Source organism: Halomonas sp. E19, from assembly GCF_052439355.1.
In the GTDB taxonomy this organism is placed as follows: domain Bacteria; phylum Pseudomonadota; class Gammaproteobacteria; order Pseudomonadales; family Halomonadaceae; genus Halomonas.
Window position 1 is genome coordinate 2,842,688 of sequence record NZ_JBNFWU010000001.1, and the last position, 23,872, is coordinate 2,866,559.

At 67.6% G+C, this 23,872-nt stretch carries 21 protein-coding genes and 7 pseudogenes; 24 read left to right on the forward strand and 4 right to left on the reverse strand.

Translation table 11 applies throughout. The features are described from left to right. Positions 1-85: 85 nt before the first annotated feature. A complete protein-coding gene (locus tag ACUDAL_RS14815; RefSeq protein ID WP_444678654.1) occupies positions 86-412 on the reverse strand; it encodes a nitroreductase family protein in 327 nt (108 codons plus the stop codon). A gap of 177 nt (positions 413-589) precedes the next feature. On the opposite strand from ACUDAL_RS14815, the gene ACUDAL_RS14820 reads away from it, so the two are divergent. The 15 genes and pseudogenes from ACUDAL_RS14820 (at position 590) to ACUDAL_RS14890 (ending at position 14,582) form a co-directional block, all read left to right on the forward strand. After that, positions 590-1,249: a hypothetical protein gene (locus ACUDAL_RS14820; protein WP_444678655.1), complete on the forward strand. Its 660-nt coding sequence runs from the start codon at positions 590-592 to the stop codon at positions 1,247-1,249. Positions 1,250-1,546: 297 nt separating this feature from the next. Continuing rightward, on the forward strand, positions 1,547-2,284 hold the full coding sequence (locus ACUDAL_RS14825; protein WP_444678656.1) for a metal ABC transporter ATP-binding protein: 738 nt from the start codon (positions 1,547-1,549) through the stop codon (positions 2,282-2,284). Further along, positions 2,278-3,167, forward strand: a pseudogene (locus ACUDAL_RS14830) (metal ABC transporter permease). The gene ACUDAL_RS14825 and the pseudogene ACUDAL_RS14830 overlap by 7 nt, the downstream one beginning before the upstream one ends. Before the next feature lie 33 nt (positions 3,168-3,200). Continuing rightward, a pseudogene (locus tag ACUDAL_RS14835) lies at positions 3,201-4,381 on the forward strand (metal ABC transporter solute-binding protein, Zn/Mn family). A 454-nt stretch (positions 4,382-4,835) separates the two neighbouring features. Beyond that, entirely contained in the window at positions 4,836-6,056 is a 1,221-nt protein-coding gene (locus ACUDAL_RS14840) for an ABC transporter substrate-binding protein (protein WP_444678657.1), read from the forward strand. Positions 6,057-6,104: 48 nt separating this feature from the next. Further along, positions 6,105-7,649: an acyl-CoA synthetase gene (locus ACUDAL_RS14845; RefSeq protein ID WP_444678658.1), complete on the forward strand. Its 1,545-nt coding sequence runs from the start codon at positions 6,105-6,107 to the stop codon at positions 7,647-7,649. 3 nt (positions 7,650-7,652) lie between these two features. After that, positions 7,653-8,808 (forward strand): annotated as a pseudogene (locus ACUDAL_RS14850) (acyl-CoA dehydrogenase family protein). 52 nt (positions 8,809-8,860) lie between these two features. Further along, positions 8,861-10,048: pseudogene (gene bktB, locus ACUDAL_RS14855) on the forward strand (beta-ketothiolase BktB). A gap of 48 nt (positions 10,049-10,096) precedes the next feature. Beyond that, positions 10,097-11,747 (forward strand): annotated as a pseudogene (locus ACUDAL_RS14860) (fatty acid--CoA ligase). Positions 11,748-12,084: 337 nt separating this feature from the next. Next, complete coding sequence (locus tag ACUDAL_RS14865) at positions 12,085-12,474, forward strand: AMP-binding protein (protein ID WP_444679399.1); 390 nt, start codon at positions 12,085-12,087, stop codon at positions 12,472-12,474. Positions 12,475-12,625: 151 nt separating this feature from the next. Next, the gene (locus ACUDAL_RS14870) at positions 12,626-13,207 is read left to right on the forward strand and encodes an AMP-binding protein (protein ID WP_444678659.1); all 582 of its coding nucleotides are present in this window, start codon (positions 12,626-12,628) and stop codon (positions 13,205-13,207) included. Continuing rightward, on the forward strand, positions 13,189-13,635 hold the full coding sequence (locus tag ACUDAL_RS14875) for an AMP-binding enzyme (protein ID WP_444678660.1): 447 nt from the start codon (positions 13,189-13,191) through the stop codon (positions 13,633-13,635). The genes ACUDAL_RS14870 and ACUDAL_RS14875 overlap by 19 nt, the downstream gene beginning before the upstream one ends. Before the next feature lie 50 nt (positions 13,636-13,685). Further along, the gene (locus ACUDAL_RS14880; RefSeq protein WP_444678661.1) at positions 13,686-13,835 is read left to right on the forward strand and encodes a hypothetical protein; all 150 of its coding nucleotides are present in this window, start codon (positions 13,686-13,688) and stop codon (positions 13,833-13,835) included. After that, a pseudogene (locus tag ACUDAL_RS14885) lies at positions 13,835-13,960 on the forward strand (transporter); the annotation flags it as partial. The gene ACUDAL_RS14880 and the pseudogene ACUDAL_RS14885, both read left to right, overlap by 1 nt. Positions 13,961-14,021: 61 nt before the next feature. Then, entirely contained in the window at positions 14,022-14,582 is a 561-nt protein-coding gene (locus ACUDAL_RS14890; protein WP_444678662.1) for a bile acid:sodium symporter family protein, read from the forward strand. A gap of 12 nt (positions 14,583-14,594) precedes the next feature. On the opposite strand, the gene ACUDAL_RS14895 is transcribed toward ACUDAL_RS14890, so the two are convergent. Then, on the reverse strand, positions 14,595-15,611 hold the full coding sequence (locus ACUDAL_RS14895; protein ID WP_444678663.1) for an AraC family transcriptional regulator: 1,017 nt from the start codon (positions 15,609-15,611) through the stop codon (positions 14,595-14,597). A 122-nt stretch (positions 15,612-15,733) separates the two neighbouring features. Here ACUDAL_RS14895 and ACUDAL_RS14900 point away from each other — a divergent pair, with 122 nt between their 5' ends. Then, positions 15,734-16,387, forward strand: a complete 654-nt coding sequence (locus ACUDAL_RS14900; RefSeq protein WP_444678664.1) for an ABC transporter ATP-binding protein — start codon at positions 15,734-15,736, stop codon at positions 16,385-16,387. A gap of 124 nt (positions 16,388-16,511) precedes the next feature. Here the strand turns inward: ACUDAL_RS14900 and ACUDAL_RS14905 are convergent, their stop codons facing one another. Further along, on the reverse strand, positions 16,512-17,510 hold the full coding sequence (locus ACUDAL_RS14905) for an SLC13 family permease (RefSeq protein ID WP_444678665.1): 999 nt from the start codon (positions 17,508-17,510) through the stop codon (positions 16,512-16,514). Between the two features lie 227 nt (positions 17,511-17,737). Between ACUDAL_RS14905 and ACUDAL_RS14910 the strand changes: the two genes are divergently transcribed. The 5 genes and pseudogenes from ACUDAL_RS14910 to ACUDAL_RS14930 all read left to right on the forward strand — a co-directional run bounded on the left by ACUDAL_RS14910 (position 17,738) and on the right by ACUDAL_RS14930 (position 21,386). Then, entirely contained in the window at positions 17,738-18,247 is a 510-nt protein-coding gene (locus ACUDAL_RS14910) for a hypothetical protein (RefSeq protein ID WP_444678666.1), read from the forward strand. An 11-nt stretch (positions 18,248-18,258) separates the two neighbouring features. Further along, positions 18,259-19,140 carry an FtsX-like permease family protein gene (locus ACUDAL_RS14915; protein WP_444678667.1) on the forward strand — a complete coding sequence of 294 codons (882 nt, stop codon included), beginning with the start codon at positions 18,259-18,261 and terminating at the stop codon, positions 19,138-19,140. 44 nt (positions 19,141-19,184) lie between these two features. Then, complete coding sequence (locus ACUDAL_RS14920) at positions 19,185-20,243, forward strand: FtsX-like permease family protein (protein WP_444679400.1); 1,059 nt, start codon at positions 19,185-19,187, stop codon at positions 20,241-20,243. Beyond that, positions 20,240-20,767: pseudogene (locus ACUDAL_RS14925) on the forward strand (lipocalin-like domain-containing protein); the annotation flags it as partial. The gene ACUDAL_RS14920 and the pseudogene ACUDAL_RS14925, both read left to right, overlap by 4 nt. 118 nt (positions 20,768-20,885) lie before the next feature. Further along, a complete protein-coding gene (locus ACUDAL_RS14930) occupies positions 20,886-21,386 on the forward strand; it encodes a lipocalin family protein (RefSeq protein WP_444678668.1) in 501 nt (166 codons plus the stop codon). A gap of 70 nt (positions 21,387-21,456) precedes the next feature. Here the strand turns inward: ACUDAL_RS14930 and gloA are convergent, their stop codons facing one another. Next, positions 21,457-21,990 (reverse strand): lactoylglutathione lyase, encoded by a 534-nt coding sequence (gene gloA, locus ACUDAL_RS14935; protein ID WP_444678669.1) that lies wholly within the window; start codon positions 21,988-21,990, stop codon positions 21,457-21,459. Between the two features lie 208 nt (positions 21,991-22,198). On the opposite strand from gloA, the gene ACUDAL_RS14940 reads away from it, so the two are divergent. From ACUDAL_RS14940 to thiE, 3 genes are all read left to right on the forward strand, one after another. Then, positions 22,199-22,543 (forward strand): DUF6482 family protein, encoded by a 345-nt coding sequence (locus tag ACUDAL_RS14940; RefSeq protein ID WP_444678670.1) that lies wholly within the window; start codon positions 22,199-22,201, stop codon positions 22,541-22,543. A gap of 148 nt (positions 22,544-22,691) precedes the next feature. Next, positions 22,692-23,162, forward strand: coding sequence for a C40 family peptidase (locus ACUDAL_RS14945; protein ID WP_444679401.1), 471 nt, complete (start codon positions 22,692-22,694; stop codon positions 23,160-23,162). A 33-nt stretch (positions 23,163-23,195) separates the two neighbouring features. Next, positions 23,196-23,813 carry a thiamine phosphate synthase gene (gene thiE, locus ACUDAL_RS14950; RefSeq protein WP_444678671.1) on the forward strand — a complete coding sequence of 206 codons (618 nt, stop codon included), beginning with the start codon at positions 23,196-23,198 and terminating at the stop codon, positions 23,811-23,813. Positions 23,814-23,872 lie beyond the last annotated feature (59 nt).

Here is a 23,872-nt window from a genome sequence, read left to right on the forward strand (position 1 = left end):
CGCAGCCACGATCAGGTAGGCGCCCTGCAGGGTGGCGTTGCGCCAGGCGGTGTCACTGGCCTTGTCGGGATTCTCGGCAAAGCGCTCACGGGCGTTGGGCGAACTGGGAAACAGCCTCAGGCATGTGTTCGTAGAAGCGGCTATCCACGGCCACGATGACGATGGCTCCTGCCTGGTGGGCCTTGTCGCGGTTGCCTGCGGAAAGCGCCGGCAGCAGGCGCGACTTACCCTCCTCGCTCACCACGAAGACGTAGCGCGCCGGCTGGCTGTTCATGGAAGTGGGGCCCCATTTCAGCAAGTCATAGAGCCGGCGCAGGATGGCCTCATCGAGGGGCTGCGCGTGAAAGCCATAGTGGGTACGCGCTTCGCGGAACACGGTATCCAGCGCGGTGTCGTCGAGGGGCGAACGCATGGGGAGCTCCAGGGCAGGCGATGTATGCACTTTACGCGCTCGTTATCGGCCGGTCACCGTCGGTGCTACTCTCCTTGACGAGCCCTTTGGTGCTGTGCCCCTGCCCTCCCCCTGCCTTGGAGATCGCCATGTCGAGGATTCGTCCGGTTGCCATTCTTGCCGCACTGTTGCTGGGCCTTGCCCTGGCCGTTCCGGCGCTGGCCCAGCCCCTCTGCGGAGTACCAGGCCTATGAAGACGCGCTGGCCCGTGGCGAGCGCCATGCCAACGCATGGCAGTACGGCTGGGCAGGGGTGTATGCCACGACGCTGGCCGTGAACGTCTACCAGGCCAGTGAGTCGGATAACCGTGACACCCGCTACGATGCCCGGGTAGGCGCAGTGAAGTCGGCGCTGGCCCTGGCCGGAACGCTGATGGACCGCCAGCCGCACCCGGCGGCCTACCGCGAGCTGCGCACGGGTGATGGCAATATCGAAAGCGCCCGCCGGCTGCTGCAGGCGGTGGCCGAGGAAGAGCGCCAGCGCCGCAGCCTGCAGGCGCGGCTAGGGTCGCTGGCAGTGAACACCGCCTCGGGCCTGCTGATCGGCGTAGGCGACGGCCGCGGCCGCGACGGGGCGATCCATTTCGCCACGGGCATGCTGGTCAGCGAGCTGCAGCTGCAGACCCAGCCGCGCCAAGCCACGGTGGCGATCAACCGCTTCCAGCCGGCCCGGCTCTCGCTGGGGGATGTACATCTGGAAGGCGAGTACGCGCTGCTGGTAGCGCCCAATCAGCTGGGGTGGCGCTGCGGTATTGAGTTGGCCACGCGCCATCCCGGCGCAGGGGCGGCAGGGTGGTAACTTGCCAAAGGCGGTTTCCTTTTGCGCTGTAATCCGCATACTGTGCCGCCCGAGGAATGCCGTCAGGGAGTTCTTCAGGCCGTGAGACTCCCATTCATTCGGTCAATTTGTTATGTTATATCTTAATTGGTTTTGCGAGGGCCAACCGATGGCACACCGCACGCACCGGCATCGGCCCGAGGGGCCCTGCCACTTTTCCTTGATGTCGCTTTCCGCCAAGCGCCGCTTGCTGCTCGCGGCCATACCGCTGGGCATGCTCTGGCTAGCCGTTTCCTGGGCGGCAGGATGGTGGGGCTGATGCCGATACCCATCGTTTCCCGCCTGGTGCTCGAAGATCTGCAGCTCGCCCAGGCCAACCGCACCGTGCTCGAACATGTTAGCGGGCGTTTCCGCGATGGCGCCATCACCGCCCTGGTGGGCGCCAACGGCGCCGGCAAGAGCACCTTGATCCAGGGCATTATGGGCATGCTGCGCCCGGTGGCGGGTCGGGTGCTTTGCTCGGTGCCCAAGGAGCGCCGCGCCTGGCTGCCGCAGCAGCTGGCACTTGACCTCACCTTCCCCATGAGCGTGGAAGAGCTGGTGATGACCGGCAGCTGGCCGAGCCACGGCGCGCTGAAGGGCTACTGTGCCCGCCACTATCGGCGCGGGCGCGAAGTGATGGCACGGCTGGGCATTTCGCACCTGGCACACCGCCCGCTGGGCGAGCTCTCCGGCGGCCAGCGCCAGCGTGCGCTGATCGGCCGCACCCTGATGCAGGAAGCGGAACTGCTGCTGCTCGATGAGCCGTTCGCCAACGTGGATATCGAAACCGTCGAGGTGCTGATGAACGTGCTGCGTGAAATGGCTGCTGCCGGTACCACCATCATCGTGGTGCTGCACGACATGGAGCAGCTCGCACGCCTGGCCGAAGAGGTGGTGGTGTTGAGCCACGGCCACGCGCAATGGACCACGGCTCAGGCGGTGCTGCACAGCCGGCCGACTGCCGCGGAATCGGCGCGCCTTGCCCTGGGCTTGCCGGGGGTGGGCGCATGCTAGATCTGCTGCATGAATGGCTGATCGCGCCCTTCGACTACGGTTTCATGCGCCGCGCGGCGGTGGCCGGCCTGGCCCTGTCGCTGGCGGCACCGCCAATGGGCGTGTTCCTGATGCTGCGTGGCATGAGCCTGATCGGCGACGCCATGGCCCACGCCATCCTGCCCGGCGTGGCGCTGGGCTTCCTGCTGGCCGGCTTCTCGCTGCCGGCCATGAGCCTGGGCGGCGTGCTATCAGGGCTGCTGGTAGCGATGCTGGCGGGCAGTGTGTCGCAGATGACCGGCCACCGCGAAGACTCGGCCATGGCCAGCTTCTTCCTGATCTCGCTGGCCGCGGGGGTCATGCTGGTCTCGCTGGGCGGCAGCAGCGTCGACCTCACCCATGTACTGTTCGGCTCGATCCTGGCGGTGAACACCACCGCGCTGCTGCTGATCGCCGCCATCAGCAGCGTGATCGTGATCACCCTGGCGCTGATCTTCCGCGCCCTGGTGGTGGAGTGCCTCGACCCGCTGTTCCTGCGCGGCCAGGGCATGCAGGGCGGGCTGGTACACGGCATCTTTCTCGGCCTGGTGGTGCTCAACCTCACCGCCGGTTTTCAGACCCTGGGCACGCTGATGGCGGTGGGCCTGATGATGCTACCGGCCACCACCGCACGGTTCTGGAGCAAGCGCCTGGAAGGCCTGATCGGCATTGCCGTGGTGCTGGGCATGTTGGCCAGCCTGGGAGGCCTGCTGCTGTCGTATCACCTCAGTATCCCCTCCGGCCCGGCCATCATCCTGTTGGCGGGGTGGGCTACATGCTGTCGGCGCTGTTCGGCCGCCACCACAGCCTGATGGCGAGGCTGCAACGGCGCGCCGTGCCGCTCGGAGCGCCCGAGCCCCATTGAGCAAACGGAAAACCACCCAATCAAGGAGCCCCCATGCGACACCTGACCCCCGCACTGATCATCGGCACTTCCGCCATGCTGGCCCTGCCCGCCGCCATTGCTGCCGAACGCATCCAGGTCGTCACCAGCTTCAGCATCCTGGCCGACATGGTGCAGAACGTCGGCGGCGATCATGTCGAGGTCACCTCGCTGGTCGGCCCCGATAGCGATGCCCATGTGTTCTCGCCCACCCCCGCGACGCACGTGCCCTGGCCGACGCCGACCTGGTGGTGTTCAACGGCCTGCTGTTCGAAGGCTGGATGGAGCGGCTGATCGACTCCAGTGACTATCGCGGCCCCTTGGTGACCACCACCGACGGCATCGACCGGTTGGACTACCACGGCCATGACCATGGCCACGCGCACGGCCACGATGACCATGATCACGGCCATGACCATGACCATGACCATGACGACCATGATCATGACGACCACGACGACCACGACCACGACCACGATCATGGCCATGACGACCACGACGACTACGGCCATGACGACCACGACCACGATCATGGCGACTATGATCCCCATGCCTGGCAGGACCTGGCCATGGGCAAGGTCTACGTCGGTAATATCCTGGAAGGACTGATCGAAGCGGATCCGGACAACGAAGCCGCCTATCGCGAGAATGCCGAGCGCTACATCAATGAGCTGGAAGCCACCGACCGCGAGATCCGCGAGCTGCTGGGCGAAATTCCCGCCTCCACCAGCGTGATCACCGGGCACGACTCCTTCGGCTACTTCGCCAACGCCTACGGCCTGCGCTTCCTCTCGCCGGTCGGCCTCTCCACCGAGGCCGACCCCAGCGCCGCCGACATGGCACGCCTGATCGACGTGATTCGCGAGCAGAACGTGCGCGCCCTGTTCCACGAGAACATGACCAGCCCGGCGGTGATCAACCAGCTCGCCGAGGAAACCGGCCTGCCCATTGCCGGCACGCTCTACGCCGATGCGCTGTCCGCGGAAGGCGAAGCCAGCACCTACCTTGGCATGATGCGCCACAACGCCCAGGTGCTGCACGATGCGCTGGCCGAGCCGGGTCATGACGACCACGGGCATGACGACCATGGTCATGACGACCATGGTCATGACGACCATGGGCATGACGACCATGGGCATGACGACCACGGGCATGACGACCATAGCCATGACCATGGCCACGGGCATCGCCATTGAGGCGAGACCATGCCGGCTGGAAAGGGCGCCCTGGCGCCCCTTTGCTGCGCGCAACTTCGCCGCCACCACCAGGCGACACCACGAAACGTGGCACGATTTGCCCACCCCTTCCTTACCGCCGTTGAGCCCACTGCCCAATTGATTCGTATACCGCTGATTTTTCACCAATAAATCAAAGGCGAACGCTATCGCCTTGTAGGTCGGCGTATTGGACGAAAGTCTAGGCGGAGAAATTCAGCATCGGGATGGCACGAATTGCAAAAAGAGTGGCGCGATGCGTAAACCTGCCAGGCCGCTTTCCTCCTACCATGAACGAGCACTCCAAGGGCAGCCGAGCGAAGTTCTTCGGCGCCCACAGCGTATGCACAGCGGTTCACCGGCTTGTTCACAGGCTTATCCACAGCCGCTGAACAGGGGTCGCCGCTACATCACAACAACAAGCCAAGGCCATACGATGACAATGACACGCCGCTTTACCCTAGGTGCGCTCGCCGCCTCCATCATGCTTACCGGCCAGGCCGTGCAGGCCGAGATTACCGACAACGAGATCCGCATCGGCTACCTGGCCGACATGTCGGGCCCCTATCGCGACCCCATCGGCCCCATGGGACTGGATGCCATCCAGATGGCCATCGACGACATGGGCGGCCGCGCGGCGGGCGCCAATGTCGTGGTATTCAGCGCCGACGACCGCAACAGCCCCGACGTAGGCTCGAGCATCGTTCGCGGCTGGATCGACGAGCGCAATATCGACATGGTCACCGGCCTGGTGGCCTCTTCCGTGACGCTGGCGGCCGTGCGGCTGCTGGAAGAGGAGAACCGCCTGGGGCTGGTCAACGGCGCCGTCTCCTCGGGCGTGACCAACGAGAGCTGTTCGCCCAACCATATCCACTGGGTCTACGACACCTGGGCCATGTCCAACGGCACCGCCAAGGCGATCACCCAGGAGGGCCACAAGAACTGGTACCTGCTGAGCGCCGACTACTCCTTCGGCCACGCTCTGGAGAGCGACGTCGAGCGCGTGGTGGTCGAGAACGGCGGCACCATTGTGGGCAAGGCGCGCCATCCCTTCCCCAGCAACGACTTCTCGTCGTTCCTGCTGCAGGCGCAGGCATCGGGCGCCGACGTGATCGCCCTTAACAACGCCGGCTCCGACACCATCAACGCCATCACCACGGCGGGCGAATTCGGCATCACCCAGGCGGGCCAGGTGCTGGCCGGCATGGTGCTGTTCAGCACCGACGTGCGCAGCATCGGCCTGGAGGCGGCCCAGGGGCTGCAGTTCACCAAAGCCTGGTATTACGACCTCAACGACGAGACCCGCGCCTGGGCCGAGCGCTTCCGCGAGCGTACCGGCAGCATGCCGACCATGGTCCATGCCGGGCTCTACTCCAGCACCCTGCACTACCTGCAAGCCGTTGATGCCATCGGCACCGACGAAGCCCAGGCCGTGCGCCGGCAGATGGCCGAGACGCCGATCAACGATATCTTCGCCACCAACGGCTACATCCGCGAGGACGGGCGTATGGTGCATGACATGTACCTGGTCGAGGTGAAGAGCCCCGAAGAGTCCGAAAACGCGAACGACCTGTTCCGCGTGGTGCGCACCATTCCCGCCGAAGAGGCCTTCCGCCCGCTGTCGGAGAGCCAGTGCCACTTGGTCAACGGCGCCTGAACGCTCACGCCGCCCTTTCGCAGCCCATACAATGACAAGAGGAACGCCATGAGCCTCTCGCACAGAATCCAGCAGAACACCATCGGCGCCGCGCTCAGCCGCAGCGCGCGCAAGCACGGCGACAAGCTGGCGCTGGTCTTCGAGGGCCGGCGCTGGAGTTACGCCGAGCTGAACCGGGCGGCGAACCGGGTCGCCAACCGCCTGCTGGCATCGGGCCTGGCCCCGGGCGACCGCCTGGCCGCCTACGGCAAGAACTCCGATGCCTACGTGATCGCCTGGCTGGCCGCCACCCGCGCCGGCCTGGTGCACGTGCCGGTCAACTTCGCGCTGAGCGCCGACGAGCTGCGCTACATCCTCGAGCAGTCCGGCGCTCGCGGCCTGCTCAGCGACCTGAGCCTGGCCGACAACGTGGCCAAGGCCAGCGAAGGGCTCGGCCTCTCACTCTCCGGCACCCTGCACGCCGAAGGCGGGACCGGTTTCGACGTGCTTCAGGCGGCCCTCGACGAAGCCAGCGACGACAGCGAGCCGGAGGTGGAGGTCGACAGCGCCAGCCTGGCTCAACTGCTCTACACCTCGGGCACCACGGCGGCCCCCAAGGCGGCGATGATGACCCACCAGGCGCTGCTCGCCGAGTACATGGCCTGCATGGTGGAGCTCGACATCAAGGGCGATGAGCCGATGCTGGCCGCCCTGCCGCTCTACCACTCGGCGCAGATGCACGTGTTCCTGATGCCGGCGCTGCTGCTCGGCGCGCCGGTGCATCTGCGCATGGCGCCGATGCCCGACGACTGCCTGGCGCAGATCGCCGGCGAAGGCATCGCGTCGTTCTTCGCCCTGCCCACGGTGTGGATCAGCCTGCTGCGCCACCCCGACTTCGACACCTTCGACCTTTCCACGCTGAAGAAGGCCTACTACGGCGCCTCGATCATGCCGGTGCCGGTGCTCGAGGAACTGCAGCAGCGCCTGCCCGGCGTGGGGCTCTACAACTGTTACGGCCAGAGCGAGATCGCGCCGCTGGCCACCGTACTGCGCCCCGAGGAGCACGCCGAGCGCCCGGCATCCGCGGGCCGCCCCATCCTCACCGTGGAGACCCGCGTGGTCGACCTGGAGATGAACGACGTGCCGCCGGGCGAGCACGGCGAGATCGTGCACCGCTCGCCGCAGCTGCTGACCGGCTACTGGGACAAGCCCGAGATGAGCGAGGAAGCCTTCGCCGGCGGCTGGTTCCACTCCGGCGACGTGGGCTACTTCGACGAGGCGGGCTATCTCTACGTGGTCGATCGCATCAAGGACGTGATCAACACCGGCGGCGTGGTGGTGGCCAGCCGCGAGGTGGAAGAGGGGCTGTTCAAGCACCCTGCCGTCTCCGAGGTGGCCGTGATCGGCCTGCCCGACGCGAAGTGGATCGAGGCGATCACCGCCGTGGTGGTGCCCAAGGAGGGCATGGAGGTGAGCGAAGAGGCGCTGATCGCCCACGCCAAGGCCCACATGGCGCCCTACAAGGTGCCCAAGCGCATCCTGTTCGCCGACGCCCTGCCCAAGAGCACCGCCGGCAAGATTCTCAAGCGCCACCTGCGCAAGGAGCTGGGCTGACCCATGACCGCACCGCAAGACGACCTGACGCCGCTGTTCCACGACACCATCCGCCGCTTCCTCGAACAGGAAGTGGCGCCCCACTACGAGGCGTGGGAGGCCGCCGGCGAGATGCCGCGCTCGCTGTGGCACAAGCTCGGCGAGGCCGGCCTGCTGGGCATCGACCTGCCCGAGGCGCTGGGCGGCAGCGCCGCCGACTTCGCCATCGTTCAGCTGGCGCTGGAGGAGATTTCGCGCCAGGGCTTCGGCGGCCTGGCCAGCGCCTACAACATTCACGCCAACATCGTCATGCCCTACCTGCTGCATATCGCCACGCCGGCCCAGCGCGAACGCTGGCTGCCGGCCATGGCCAGCGGCGAGGCGATCGGCGCCATCGCCATGACCGAGCCCGGCGCAGGCAGCGACCTGGCGGCGATGAAGACCCGTGCCAGCCGTACCGACGACGGCTGGCGGCTCGACGGCAGCAAGATCTTCATCACCAACGGCCAGGTGGCCGACCTGGTGATCGTCTGCGCCAAGACCGACCCTGCCGCCGGTGCCCGCGGCGTGTCGCTGTTCCTGGTCGACACCACGCTTGCCGGCTTCTCCCGCGGCCAGCCGATCAAAAGATCGGCCAGCACGCCAGCGACACCGCCGAGCTGTTCTTCGACGACCTGCGCCTGCCCGAAGAGGCCCTGCTTGGCGAGGAAGGGCCGGCTTCGCCTACCTGATGCAGGAGCTGCCCCGCGAGCGCCTCGGCGTGGCGGCCCAGGCGCTGGGCGCCATGGAGGGCGCGCTGACGCTGACCCTCGACTACGTGCGCGAGCGCCGCGCCTTCGGCCGCGCCGTGGGCGACTTTCAGAACACCCGCTTCGCCCTGGCCGAGGTGCGCGCCCAGATCGACATGGGCCGCGCCTATTTCGAGCAGTGCGTAACGAAGCACCGCCAGGGCGAGATGAGCCCCACCGACGCCGCCATCTTGAAGCTGCAGCTCAGCGAGATGCAGTGCCGCACCATCGACGCCTGCCTGCAGCTGTTCGGCGGCTATGGTTATACCCGCGAATACCCGATTTCACGTTTCTACCTGGATGCCCGCGTGCAGACCCTCTACGCCGGCACCTCGGAAATCATGAAGGAAGTGATCGCCCGCTCGCTGCTCGGCAAGAGCGACGCCGCCTGATCGCTTGCTTACGGCAATTCAAGAAGCTAATTCAGGAAGAGAGGAGAACACCATGCGGCTCGATTCCGTCGTCATTCTCGGCAGCGCGCGCACCGCCATCGGCAGCTTCGGCGGCAGCCTGGCCGGGCTCGCCCCCATGAACTGGGCACCGTTACCGCCCGCGAGGCGCTGGCCCGTGCCGGCGTCGAGGCCGGCGAGATCGACCACGCCGTCTACGGCCATATCATTACCACCGGCCCGCAGGACGCCTACCTGGCCCGCCACATTGCCCTGGAGGCCGGCGTGCCCGAGGGCGCAGCGGCGTTCAACGTCAATCGCCTGTGCGGCTCCGGCGTGCAGGCGATCCTCTCGGCCGCGCAGCAGATCGTGCTCGGCGACAGCCGCCTGGCTTTGGCCGGCGGCGCCGAGTCGATGAGCCGCGGCGCCTACCTGCTGCCGCCCCAGGCGCGCAACGGCCTGCGCATGGGCCACGCCAGCGTCACCGACCTGACGCTCGGTATCCTCAGCGACCCCTTCGGCAGCGGCCACATGGGCGTCACCGCCGAGAACATCGCCAAGCGCTGCGGGCTCGAGCGCGAGGCCATCGACCGCTTCGCCCTGGAGAGCCACCAGAAGGCCGCTCGCGCCATCGCCGAGGGCCGCTTCGACGGGCAGATCGTGCCGGTCACGGTGCGCGAGGGTAAGAACGAGCGCCAGTTCGCGCGCGACGAGCACGTGCGCGACGGCGTCACGCTTGAGGATCTCGCCCGGCTCAAGCCCGCCTTCGCCAAGGAGGGGTGGTCACCGCCGGCAACGCCTCAGGCATCAACGACGGCGCCGCCAGCCTGGTGCTGGCCCATGCCGACGAGGCCGCCCGCCGCGGGCTGACGCCCCGTGCCAGGCTGATCTGCGGCAGCACTGCGGGGTCGAGCCGAGCGTGATGGGCCTGGGGCCGATTCCCGCCGTGCGCCGCTGCCTCGACGAGGCAGGGCTCAGCATTGCCGATATCGACGTGATCGAATCCAACGAGGCCTTCGCCGCCCAGGCCATGGCGGTGGCGCAGGAACTCGACTTCCCCGCCGAGCGGCTCAACCCCAACGGCGGTGCCGTGGGGCTGGGGCACCCGGTCGGCGCCACCGGCGCCATTCTGACCATCAAGGCGCTGGCCGAACTGGAGCGTACCGGCGGTCGCTACGGGCTGATCACGCTGTGCATCGGCGGCGGCCAGGGCATCGCGCTGCTCATCGAACGCTGCGCCTGATCGAGGCACGACCTGCCGCAGAGTGAAAACAAATACAAGGAACCGCCCATGAACCACGTCACGCCGAAGATCCTGCCCGCCACGCCCTCCGCCACCAATCCGCCGCTGCTGATCGGCGAGCTGCTCGACTCGGGCGTGCGCATGGCGGGCGACAACCAGATCGTCTACCGCGACCTGAGCCGCCACGACTACCGCCGCTTCCGCGAGCGGGTGCACCAGCTCGCCCATGCGCTCACGGCCCAGGGCGTCAAGGCCGGCAACGTGGTGGCGGTGCTCGACTGGGACAGCCACCGCTACCTGGAGGCGTTCTTCGCCATCCCCATGCTCGGCGCGGTGCTGCATACGGTGAACGTGCGGCTGTCGCCGGAGCAGATCCACTACACCATGGAGCACGCCGAGGACGACTTCGTGCTGGTGCACGAGGACTTCGTGCCGTTGCTCGAGCCCTTGGCAACGCGCCTGCCGCGCATCCGCGGCTACCTGCTGTGCCAAGACGCCCCTGCCGAGGTGCAGAGCTCGCTGCCCCTGGTCGGCGAATACGAGGCGCTGCTGTCCGGGCAGCCCAGCCGCTACGACTTCCCCACCTTCGACGAGAACGCGGTGGCCACGCTGTTCTACACCACCGGCACCACCGGCAACCCCAAGGGCGTGTTCTTCACCCACCGCCAGCTGGTCCTGCACACCCTGGGCGAGGCCAACACCTTCCAGACGCCGGGCTTCGAGCTGCTCAACCGCGACAAGGTGTACATGCCGATCACGCCGATGTTCCACGTGCATGCGTGGGGCGTGCCCTACACCGCCACGCTGATGGGCGCCACCCAGGTCTACCCCGGGCGCTACGAGCCGGAGATGCTGGTCAAGCTGCTGGTGGGCGAGAAGGTCGACTTCTCCCACTGCGTGCCGACCCTGCTCAACATGGTGGTCGGCGCCGAGGCGATTGCGTCGGGCAAGGTCGACCTCACCGGCTGGAAGGTGCTGGTGGGCGGCAGCGCCCTGACCCAGCCGCTGGCGCAGAAGGCCTGGGCGCTGGGCATCGACACCCGCAGCGCCTACGGCATGTCCGAGACCTGCCCGCTGCTCACCGCCGACATCCTGCCGCGGGACATCAACGAGGCCGACTTCGCCACCCAGCTGCCGTGGCGCTGCAAGGCGGGTGTCGCGGTACCGCTGGTACATCTGGAGGTGGTCGACGAAAGCGGCAACCCGCTGCCCCACGACGGCGAAAGCGTGGGTGAGGTACGCGTGCGTGCACCCTGGCTCACCCAGGGCTACTACAAGGAGGAGGCCCGCAGCGAGGAGCTGTGGCGCGACGGCTGGCTGCACACCGGCGACGTGGCGGTGATCGACGCGCGCGGCTTTTTGCAGATCCGCGACCGCATCAAGGACGTGATCAAGACCGGGGGAATGGATCTCCTCACTGGAGCTGGAGAACCTGATCGGCCAGTTCCCCGGCGTCGCGGAGGTGGCGGTGATCGGCGTGGCCGACGACAAGTGGGGCGAGCGCCCGGCGGCGCTGGTGGTGTCCAGCGACCTCAACCACCCGCCGCAGGCCGAGGAGATAAAGGCCTTCCTCGAACGCTTCGTCGACGAGGGCCGCATCAACCGCTGGGCGATTCCCTCCTTCGTACGCTGCGTCGACGAGATCCCCAAGACCAGCGTGGGCAAGCTCGACAAGAAGCGCATTCGCCAGGAAGTGTGAGCCGGGCAGCGGCGCCAGGGCGCGAGGCAGCCCACCGCAACCCAGGCGCCGCTGTTTCAACGCTAGAGTTGGTTATGGTGAGGAAAGCGTCCGCGCCAAGGCGCCGGGAGGAACCCCGGCCGTGCGCGGCCAGGCCCTTCACCCGAGGCCCACCATGTCCATTGCCGATAATTACGATAACAAACCCTGGATGCGCCATTACTCCGCCGCCCTTTCCGCAGCACATGCAACCGGCGCCAGCCTGCCTACTCACCACGCCAGCCTGCCCTCCCTGCTCCAGGCCGCGGGCGAGCGTTACCGTCAGCAAACTGCCTTCACCACCTGCATGCCCAACGGCATGAACGGCCGCCTGAGCTATGCCGAGGTCGAGGAAATGTCGGACGCCTTCGCCATCTATCTGCGCGAGTGCCTCAAGCTCGCGCCCGGTACCCGGGTGGCTGTGCAGATGCCCAACTGCCTGACGGTGCCGGTGGTGGCCTTCGGCATCCTCAAGGCCGGCTGCATCCTGGTCAACGTCAACCCGCTCTACACCCAGCGGGAGATGGCGCACCAGTTCAACGACAGCGGGGCGCAGGCGCTGGTCATCGCCGACCTTTACGTCGACAAGCTGGAGGCGATCATCGGTCAAACGGAGATCAAGCAGGTGGTGGTGACCTCGCTGGCCCAGTGGTTTCCCCCGATGGTAAGGGGATCCTGCAACTGGTGCTCAAGTACTGGAACCGGATGATTCCACGCTGCCGACTGAAGGTCGATGGCATCGACCAGGCGCTGGCCAGGGGCGCGAAGCGAAAGCCGCCGGCATCGATGTTCGTGAGTATTGGCAGCATCTGACCCGCGCGGATACCGCCCTGCTGCAGTACACCGGAGGCACCACCGGGGTGAGCAAGGGCGCCGAGCTGACCCACGGCAACCTGATCAGCAACCTGGAGCAGGTCGACGCGGTGGCCGGCGGCCATATCGAGCCGGGCAAGGAGTGCATCCTGACCGCGCTGCCGATCTATCACATCTTCGCCTTCACCGTGAACCTGCTGGCCTTCTACCACAAGGGCGCGCACAACGTGCTGGTGCCCAGCCCACGGCCGATCCAGAACTGCCAGCGCGCCTTCGACAACTACCCTATTTCCTGGATTTCAGGCGTCAACACCCTCTACAACGCCCTGCTCAACGAGGAGTGGTTCACCGTCTATCCGCCCCCTTCCATGAAGGTGGCGCTGGCCGGCGGCACCGCGCTGCACAGGTCGGTGGCCGAGCGCTGGCGAGCCACCGTGGGCAGCCCCATCGTGGAAGGCTATGGCCTGACCGAAACCTCGCCGGTGGTCTGCTTCAACCCCATTGGCCAGGAGCGCCCCGACTGCATCGGCATTCCGGCGCCGGAAACCGACGTGCGCCTGGTCGATGAGCAGGGCGAGCCGGTGGCCGTCGGCGAGCCGGGGAGATCATCGTGCGCGGGCCGCAGGTGATGAAGGGCTACTGGAACCGGCCAGAGGAGACCGCCGAGGCGATCAAGGAGAGTTGGTTCTACACCGGTGATATCGGCGTGATGAGCGAAGACGGCCACTTCCGCATCGTCGACCGCAAGAAGGACATGATCCTGGTCAGCGGCTTCAACGTGTACCCCAACGAGGTCGAGGAGTGCATCGCCCGCATCCCGCAGGTGCAGGAGTCGGCGGTGATCGGCGTGGCCGACAGCCAAAGCGGCGAGGCCGTACATGCCTACGTAGTGCTGCGCGAAGAAGGCATCAGCGAGAAGGAGGTCATCGCCCACTGCAAGCAGGAGCTGGCCGGCTACAAGGTGCCAAGGAAGGTGGTGTTCTGGCAAGAGCTGCCCAAGACGCCGGTGGGCAAGGTGCTGCGCAAGGAAGTGCGCGCCAGGGTGACCGGCAGCTGACCCTCGCGGGTCGTTCATCGATTGACCAACCACAAGGCGGGAGCACAACCATGCTGAGCCCTTTGGAAGAGAGTTTATTGTCCATCATGATGGTGATCATCATGTTCGGCATGGGGTCGTCGCTGACCTTCAAGGATTTCCGCCTGGCCCTGCGCCACCCGCAGGCCGTGGGGTGGGTTTCACCTCGCAGTACCTGCTGATGCCGCTGATCGCCTTCAGCCTGTCGCGCCTGCTGAACCTGACCCCGGAGCAGACGGTGGGCCTGGTGCTGGTGGGCTGCATGCCCGGCGGCACCACCTCCAACATCTTTGCCTACTTCTCGAAAAGCCTGCTCAGCCTGAGCATCATGATGACCATCTGCTCCACCCTGGCCGGCTTCGTCACTGGTGCCGCTGCTGATGGAGTTCTATACCCAGGGCATCGACGACGCCTTCCGCATCCCGCCGGACCAGATCGCCCGGCTGCTCTTCGTGCTGCTGATTCCCACCCTCATCGGCATGTGGCTGCGGCGCCGGAACGCCAACGTCGGCGCCGTCATCGAACTGATGGGCGGCATCCTCGGCGCCATCGTCATTCTCTTCCTGGTGCTCACCTGGGCACCGCGGAACTGGCGGCTGCTGGTCGAGACCGGCTGGGAGGTCTATGCCGCGGTGATCCTGATCGGCGTCATCGGCTTCGCCTTCGGCTACCTGTTCTCGCGCGCGCTGCGGCTCAATCCGCAGAAGGCCAGGACGGTGTCGCTGGAAACCGGCATTCAGAACGGCCCGCTGGCGGCGCTGATCGTGATCATGACCTTCGCCGACGAGACCCAGCAGCTGATCCTGCTGATGCCGGTGATGTATTCACTGTTCATCGTCATCAATTCCACCATCGCCACCCTGTTCTATCGCCGCTGGACAAGGCGCGAGGAGCTGGCGCGCGACCAGGCCAAGGTCGAACCCGCCTGAGCGCCGAGGCCGTCAGCCGGGCCGAAGCAGAGAGGCGCTGGCCCGCCGATAGGCGGCGGGCGAGTTGCCCGTCCACGCCTTGAAGGCGCGGCTGAAGCAGGCCATGTCGCGAAAGCCCAGCTCGTCGGCAATCGCCAGCAGCGGCCGCTCGGAGCGGGTCAGCGCCTGGATGGCGAAGTCGCGCCGGAACTCGTCCTTCACCGCCTGGAAGTGAGTGCCCTCGGCGGCCAGCCGCCGCGACAGGGTGCGTACCGACATGTGCAGCGCCCGGGCCACGTCATGCACCGAGCCCGAGGTGGCCAGATGACGCGCCAGGTGCTCCCGCACCCGATGCGACACCACGCGGTCCTCGAAGGAGACGTAGAACCAGTCGGCCGGCGCCCGGCGCAGGAAGGCACCCAGGTGCTTCTTGGTCTGGCGGATCGGCTGTTCGAGCAGGGCGGCATCGAAGTACATGGCGGTCACCGGGCGGTCGAACAGCACCTTGCCGGGGTAGAGGTAGAGATAGTCGGCGCTGTGGGCCGGCTGGGCATAGGCGCACTCCATCATCACCGGCGGGATCTTGCGCGCAATCATCCAGGAACTGATGCCGTGGAACAGCTTGAGCATCAGCTCGTGCACCAGGATACGGCTGCCCGCCGGGGGCCGATGCTCCACCAGCGCCACCCGCGCCAGCCCCTCTTCGATGCCGTACTCGTAGCCCAGGTCGTCCAGCACGATGCGAAAGAACAGCGTATAGCGGTGCAGCGCCACCTTCAGCGTCGGCGCCTCCAGCACGCTCAGGCACAGCAGCTTGAGGGTGCCGCCGCGCAGCGGTCGGGCGAAGAAGCCCGGCGTCTCGTCGTCGCAGGCGTTGACCAGCAGCCGGTAGAGCGTGGCGAACTGCTCCACCGTCACCCGCCCATGCGGCGCCGCGAGCAGGAACGGCGATATCCCCGCGCGGGCGAGATAGCCCTCGCGGGCCGCCTCGCTCTCGGGCACGCCGCGAAACAGCTCGTTGACGAAATGCATGGACACCGTGACGGTCACTCTCGCCTCCCTCCGGCTTAGCCTGGCGACATCGCGCCGCGCGCTCATGGTAAGTTACTCGCTGCCTTGGTGGGATACTCTGCAACCCTGGCATCATCGCCGCAACGTCGACGGGAGCCGCCATGCTCGAATTTCGCCAGGTTCACAAGACCTACGCCACGCCCCAGGGGCCGCTTGCGGTGCTGGAGGGCGTCGACCTCGAACTGCGCGGCGGCGAGAGTCTGGCACTGATGGGCGAGTCCGGCAGCGGCAAGTCAACCCTGCTGCACCTGGCAGCGGGTCTCGATCTGCCGGACAGCGGCGAGGTGCTGCTTGCCGGACGTTCGATCTCCGCGCTGGACGAGCCGGCTCGCGCGCGCCTGCGCCGCGACACCCTGGGCCTGGTGTTCCAGCAGTTCCATCTGATGCCGAGCCTGAACGTACTCGACAACCTGCGCCTGCAGGCGCGCCTGGCCGGGTGCGACAATACCGAGTGGTCGGCGCACTTGTTGCAGCGACTGGGCCTTGCCGGCCTGGAACGGCGCTACCCTGAACAGCTATCCGGCGGCCAGCAGCAGCGCCTGGCCATCGGCCGGGCGCTGGCGCCCCGCCCCGCCCTGCTGCTGGCCGACGAGCCCACCGGCAACCTCGACGAGACTACCGCCGGCGAGGTGCTGGCCCTGCTGCTGGAACTGGTACGCGAGGCCGGCAGCGCCCTGCTGATGGTGACCCACAGCGCCCAGGTGGCGGCACCGCTCGACCGCTGCCTGCGTCTCACCCACGGGCGGCTGGGCTGACGGACTTCTCAACCGAGCACGGCTAGCAGCAAGAAAGCTCCCAACAGGCTGACCAGCAGCATCGGTATCGACCAGGCATGGAAGGCCACCCAGAGCCCCCGCTGGCGGCTGAGTCGCAGGGCGATCAGATTGGCAAGCGAGCCGACGGCAAGACCGAAGCCGCCGACGTTGACGCCCCAGGCCAGCCAGTACCACTGCTCGGAGAAGGAGCCAGGAAGATGGCCGCCGGCACGTTGGAGATCAGCTGCGAGAGCAGCGCCGCCCCGGTGACCTCGCCGCCGGGCAGAGCGATCAGGCCATCGGCCACCTTCGTCATGAAGGGCAACTGGGCGAGCAGGCCCAGGTCGATGAACATCAGGATGAAGATGGCCAGGATCAGCCAGTCCACTCCCAGCAGCACCCGCCGCCAGCAAAGCAGGAACAGTACCAGCACCCCGGCAAGCGCCAACAGCGTCAGCCCGAACTCCACCAGCAACAGGAACAGCGGGTAGCACAGCAGCGAGACGCGAAACAGCCGGGAGTGAACGGGGGTGCGCGTCATGTCCAGGTTCACGTCCACTCGACGGCCGGGAAAGGCGACGGCGGTCAGCAGCAGCAGGACCCCGAGCATCCAGCCGGCGATGGGCAGCATGGCCACGAGAAAGGTAATGAAGCTGTCGCCCGACAGCTGCCACAGGAAGAGATTCTGCGGATTGCCGATGGGGCTGACCGCCGAGCCGGCGTTTACCGCCAGCGCTTCGAAGATGATCAGGCGACCGATAGGCAGCCGCGCCATGTTGCCGAGGCTGACGGTCAACGGCACGACGATGAAGAGCGCCACGTCGTTGGTAATCACGGCGGACAGCAGCGCGGCGAAGAGCACCATGGCCAGGGCCAGCCGGCGTTCGCTGTGCATGTTTACCAGCAGCCAACGCCCTGCCTGCGCCAGTGCGCCGCTCTCTTCAAGCCCGCGACTCAGCACCATCAGGCCAGCCAGGATGGCGATGGTAGGCCATTCGACCAGTTGGGGCAGCAGGCGCCACTTCTCCGGCATCATGGCAATCAAGGCCAGGAACGCCAGCACCAGCGCCAGCAGCATCAGGTCTTCGGAGAGTCGGGAGTAGACGTAGCGCAGCAGTCTCAAGGTTCAGCCCAACCCATTTTATCGACCATCAGACTAGAGGCCAGCGCGAGGATGCAGCCAGCCCTGCGACCCGTCATGATGGTCCTGGTAGAAGCGCTCGATAGAATAGGCGGGGCGTGGGCTGGCCATGGATGAACCCGGATGATAAAGCCTGTGATATTAGTTTTCACTCCATTGCGGGGCCGGCCGCGTTACATGCACGTGTCTGGAAGGAAAAGGGCACTTGCATGCTGACCGCCTTCGCCACCCTGCTCTCCCACTACAAGCGCCACCCAGGCCAGCTCGCCATGCTGCTGCTGGGGCTGTGGGTGGCCAGCGCCCTGTGGAGCGGCGTGCAGGCGATCAACGCCTCGGCCCGCGACAGCTACGCCCGCGCCGAGGCGCTGTTCACCACCGGGCTCGACCGCCTGGAGCGCCGCGACGGCGAGCCGCTGACCCGTGACGACTACCTGCGCCTGCGCCGCGCCGGCCTGCCCGTCTCGCCGCTGCTGGAAGGCAGCATCGAAGCCCCCGACGGCACCCGACTGACGGTGATCGGCATCGAGCCCTTCACCCTGCCCGGCGACAACGCCTTCGCCGCGGCGGGCAGCGCCGGTGAACTCACCGATTTCCTCACGCCACCGTGGCAGACCCGTGTCGCCCCGGATACCCTGCCGGCCCTGGGCGTGAGCCACCGCGAGGCCCCGGCGCCGAGCCGCGCCTGGCCGGTCTGGTCGAGGGCCGGCTGCCGCCGCTGACTCTGGCCCCCATGCTGCCCCCCGATACCCTGGTGATGGACATCGCCGCCGCCGCGACGCTGCTCGACAGCGGCGAGCGCATCACCCGCCTGGTCACCGCCCCCGAGGCGCTCGAACAGGCCCCGGAAGGGCTGGTACTGACCCGGGCGGCCACCCTGGTCTCGCCCGGCCAGTTGACCGAGAGCTTCCATCTCAATCTCACCGCCATGGCGCTGCTGGCGCTGGTCGTGGGGCTGTTCATCGTACAGGCGGCGCTGGGCTTGGCCCTGGAGCAGCGCCTGGGGCTCTTGCGTACGCTACGCGCCCTGGGGGTGTCGGGGCGCGGGCTGGTCGGGCTGCTCGCCCTGGAGCTATTGCTGCTGGGTGTCGTCGGTGCCCTGGCCGGCATCGTCAGCGGCGTGTGGCTGGCCCGGGTGCTGCAGCCCGACGTGGCGGCCACCCTGGGTAGCCTCTACGGCGCCGAGGTGGCGGTCACGCTCAACCTGCCCTGGCACTACTGGCTCGGCGGGCTCACCGTGACGCTGGGCGGGCTGCTGCTGGCCGGCAGCGGCGTGCTGTGGCGGGCGGCCCGCTTGAGCGTACTGGGGCTGGGCCAGGCCCAGGCCTGGCGCAGCGGCTTTCAGCGTCAGCTCAAGCTGATGAGCGCGGCGGGCGGCGCCGTGGCCCTGGGCGGTCTGGCCCTATGGCTGTGGCTCGCCTGGCAGCCGCCGGGCGAGGGACTGCTGGCCGGCTTCGGCCTGGTCGCCGCGCTGCTGCTGGCCAGCGCCCTATGGCTGCCGCCGCTGATCGCCCTGCTGCTGGCCGGGCTCGGTCGACTGCTGCAGCGCCGCCCCTGGCCCAATGGGCCCTGGCCGACCTGCAGCTGCAGCTGCCGCGACTGGCGCTGGCGATGATGGCGCTGCTGATCGCGCTCTCCGCCAACCTGGGCGTGAGCAGCATGGTCGGCGGCTTTCGCCTGACCTTTCTCGACTGGCTCGACCAGCGCCTGGTGGCGGACTTCTACCTGCGCCCGCCCGTCGAGCAGCACGACGACATCCACGCCTGGCTGGCCGAGCACAGCGAGGTCGCCGAGCTGTTGCCCACCCGCCGCAGCGAAGGCACCTTGGTTACCGTGGAGCACGACGCTGACACGCGCGAACTGGCCCTGCCGGTGGGCGTCTACGGCATCACCCCCGGCGCGGCGCTGCTGCCGAGCTGGCCGCTGCTGGCGACCCGGGCCGGCCGCGACGACGCCTGGCAGGCCTTCGCCGCGGGTGAGGCGGCCTTCGTCAACGAGCAGCTCGCCATCGCCGAGGGACTCGCCCCGGGCGACCGCATCGGCCTGACGGCGCCGGGCGGAGAAGCGGTTCTGCCGGTCGCCGCCGTCTACCCCGACTACGGCAACACCCGCGGCGAAGTGCTGCTGGCCACCCCGGAACTCGCCCGCCGCTTCGCCGCCCCGCCGGGCTCCATCGGCATCGTGCTGGCGCCGGGCGGCGACGGGGCCGCGCTGAGAGCTGGCTTGCGCCAGCACTTCGCCATCGGCGGCGACGAGCTGGTGGATCAGCGCGAGGTGAAGCGTATCGCCACCGGCATCTTCGAGCGCACCTTCACCATCACCCGGGCGCTCTCCGCGCTGACCCTGGCAGTGGCCGCCCTGGCGCTGCTGGCGAGCCTGCTGGCCCAGGCCCGCGAGCGCCGCCTTCAGCTAGCGCCGCTGTGGGCGCTGGGGGTACCGCGCCAGCGGCTGGTGACGGTGCAGCTGGCGCAGCTCGGCGGCGCGGCCTTCGTGGTCGGCGCCCTGGCGCTGCCGCTGGGCACGCTGCTGGCGCTGGGGCTGGTGGCGGTGATCAACGTGGCGGCCTTCGGCTGGCGCCTGCCGTTGCATGTCTTCCCCGGTGAGATGGCCCTCACGCTGGCCACGGCGGTAGGCGTGGCGCTGGCTGCCGCCGCGCTGCCGGCAACGAAGCTGTGGCGCGCGCCGCCCCGCGCCCTGCTGGCGGAGGAGGCCACATGAGGCGTATCGCCATCTTGGCCGCGCTGCTGGCGGCGCTCTGGCTGGCGGGCTGCGCCGAGGAATCGCCACCCGGCGAGACCGCCGGCTTCGCCGGGCTGGGCCAGGAAGCCGGCGAGTTCGCCCAGGCCCACGAGGGCATTCGCCTGAGTTTCCCCGAGGACCACGCCGCCCACCCGGACTACCGCATCGAGTGGTGGTACCTCACCGCCAACCTCGAGGACGAACGCGGCGAGCCGCTGGGTCTGCAGTGGACTCTGTTCCGCCAGGCGCTCACTCCTCCGGACGAACGCCCCGAACCCGCTCCCTGGGCCGCCGACCAGCTGTGGATGGCACACATGGCGGTCTCCCGCGGTGAGACCCACCGGGTGGCGGAGCGCTTCGCCCGCAGCCATTCCGGGCAGGACGACGGCCAGGCGGGCGCGGTGGCCGAGCCCTTCCGCGCCTGGATCGACCACTGGCAGCTGGCCACTCGCGTCGATACCTCAGACGCGCCGGGCGACACCTTCACCGAGCTACAGCTGACAGCCCGGCAGGACGACGAGTACGGCGGCTTCGGCTATGACCTGACTCTGGTTGCCGAGGGCCGCTGGTGCTGCACGGCGTGGGGGCTTCAGCCAGAAATCCGCCGACGGCCAAGGTTCCATGTACTACAGCCAGCCGTTCTGGCGCGTGGAAGGCGAGGTCACCCTGGACGGCGAGACTCGCGCGGTGAGCGGGCGCGGCTGGCTCGACCGCGAGTGGAGCAGCCAACTGCTGGGCCCCGAGCAGCAGGGCTGGGACTGGTTCTCGCTGCACCTGACGAGCGGCCACAAGCTGATGGCCTTCCAGCTGCGCGGCGGCGGCGCCGACGGCGGCGACTACCGCTCCGGCACCTGGATCGACCCCGAGGGCGAGCCCACCGCGCTGGCCCCGGACGAGATCGGCATGACGCCGCTGGCCACCCAGCGCGTGGCAGGGCGCGAGGTGCCGACCCGCTGGCGCCTGGAGATCCCGCGCGCCGGGCTGGATATGATCGTCGAGGCGCCCCACTCCGAGCGCTGGATGGACACCAGCGTGGCCTACTGGGAGGGCGAGGTGATCGCCCGCGACGCCGAGAGCGGCGACCATCTGGGCATCGGCTATCTGGAAATGACCGGCTATTGACGAGTACGAGGCCGCCCAGCTGCTTCACAAAGCACCGGCAAAGAGCCAGGCCTTCTCCCACAGGGGGCGGTCAGTCGCCCAACTGGGCCAGGCGGTCGGCCTGGACTACCTCGATCCAGTAGCCGTCCGCATCCTTGACGAACACCACATCTTTCATCTTGCCCTGGTCCGAGCGCTTGATGAATTCCACCTCATTGGCATCGAACCACGCCTCGGCGGCATCGAGATCCGGCACCGAGAAGCAGATATGGCCGAAGCCCTGAGGCTGGGCGTTGCCATCGTGGTAGGCGAAGTCCTCCTCGCTCTCGGTACCCCAATTGTGGGTCAGCTCGAGCAGCCCCTGCTGGCGGAAGGTCCACACCGTGCGCTCGCCCGGGTTCTCGGGTGCCGCCTCGCCCTCCTCCAGCTTGGCCAGGAAGTAGAGCGAGAAGCCCAGCTCTTCGAAGTCGAGGCGGCGCAGCACCTGCATGCCGAACACGCGGGTATAGAAGGCCAGCGCCCGCTCCGGGTCCTTCACCCGCAGCATGGTGTGGTTGAGGCGAAAACCCTGTGAATCCGCGGTGGGCGCCTGCACGCCTGGATGCTGCTCTCCGTTAAAGCTCATGCCTGCCTCCTCGTGTCGTCCTGTGAGGCTTCGATGATGGCGAGCTCCCTGCGTTTTTTCCAGCAGGGAAGCGTTCTGGCCATGCCCAAAAAGTTCTACATTAGCCTTCCCATCTGTAAAATTATTCATGGAAACCGGGGGAAATCGCTGGACACGGCCACTGAATACTCTACTTTTCTTGTACAAAGACAAGATGGAGAGCTACCCCATGTTTACCTCAGAACCCGCCCTGGGCAGCCGCATCACCCATCACCAGCTCGCCAGGGCCGTCGCCCATGGCTTGACGCCCATCGTGGAAGTCGAGTCCCAGGACGGCATCTATACGGTGCGCCTTCACCACGCCAGTGGCGTGACCGCACTGGCCGATGCCGAGGGCCACACCCTGACGTTCCGGGGCACCGGCCAGCTTCGCGACCTGCTGCGCGAGTGCGGTCTGACCCACGGCATCCTGACCTGGGCTGACCAGTGTGGCGATGAGATGATAGGGGTTCCGGGCCGGGCCATGACCCCCGACGAGATGCTCACCCACGGCACCCGAATCGCCTTCAACTGATGGCGAAGCGCCGCCGCTTCAGGCTACATTAGTCTTCTGTACTCCTGTGGAGCAGAGGGCGATGCGAGAGACCTGCTGGCGACCCCTGAGCCGAATGCCGCGACTGGCGGTAAAGGATGGGGTGAGCGGTGTACTGAAGGGTGTTGTGATGGTCATGATGCTGGCCCTGTTGGCCGGCTGCGCCGGGCGCGAACTGGCCACCCATGATCCACGCCCCGGGGGCGACGGCCTTTCCATCGAGCGGGCGCTGATCCTGTCGGCCGCGCAGGGCGCACTGGGCACCCCCTACCGTTTCGGCGGCAACACGCCGGAGGGGCTCGACTGCTCGGGGCTGGTGGAAATGGCCTACCGCTCGGCGGGCATCCCGGTGCCGCGCACCGCCGACGAGCAGTTCCGCGCCCTGCCGGCCGTCAGCCGCGCCCAGCCCGGCGACCTGCTGTTCTTCGGCGACCGGCGCAAGGCCACCCATGTGGGTATCTATCGCGGCAATGGGCAGATGATTCACGCCCCCGGCAGCGGCCGCAAGGTGACCAGCGTACCACTGGATATCGCCTACTGGCAGGAGCGCTTCCTGGGCGCCGCCGGCCCCGCCCCTGACGCCGTCACGGCGGCAAGGTAACATGAGGCACTGCCAACCTACCCCGGTGATGCCATGCCCCTCGATCTCTCTCTCTATCTGGTCACCGACCCCCAGCTATGCGCCCGGCAGGGTCTCGTCGAGACGGTGGTAGCCGCGGTGCGCGGCGGTGTCACCATCGTTCAGCTGCGTGACAAGCACGCCTCCGACGGCGAGCTGATCGAGCAGGCCCGGCGGCTCAAGGCGGCGCTGGCCGGCAGCGGCGTGCCGCTGATCATCAACGACCGCCTGGCGGTAGCGGTGGAGAGCGGCGCCGACGGCCTGCATCTCGGCCAGGGCGACGGCAACCTGGCCGCCGCTCGGGACGCACTGGGCGAAAGTGCCATCCTTGGCCTTTCCGTACAGAATCACGAGCAGCTTTCCCACCTCGACCCGTCTGCGCTCGACTACCTCGGCCTCGGCCCGGTGTTCGCCACCTCGACCAAGCGCGATCACGCCGCTCCACTGGGCTTCGCGGGCCTAGCCGCGCTGGTGGCGGCCAGTCCGCTGCCGGCGGTGGCTATCGGTGGGCTCAAGGCGGAACATGCCGGCCAGGTGAGGGCAGCCGGCGCTCAGGGCCCGGCCGTGGTGTCGGCGATCTGCGGCCAGCCGGACCCGGAGGCGGCGGCGCGGGCCTTTGCGGTGTCGAGATGACGGGGTAAAGGCACGAGGTGACGGGTGCAATAGGAATAGGTAGCGGCAGGACGCCTGCC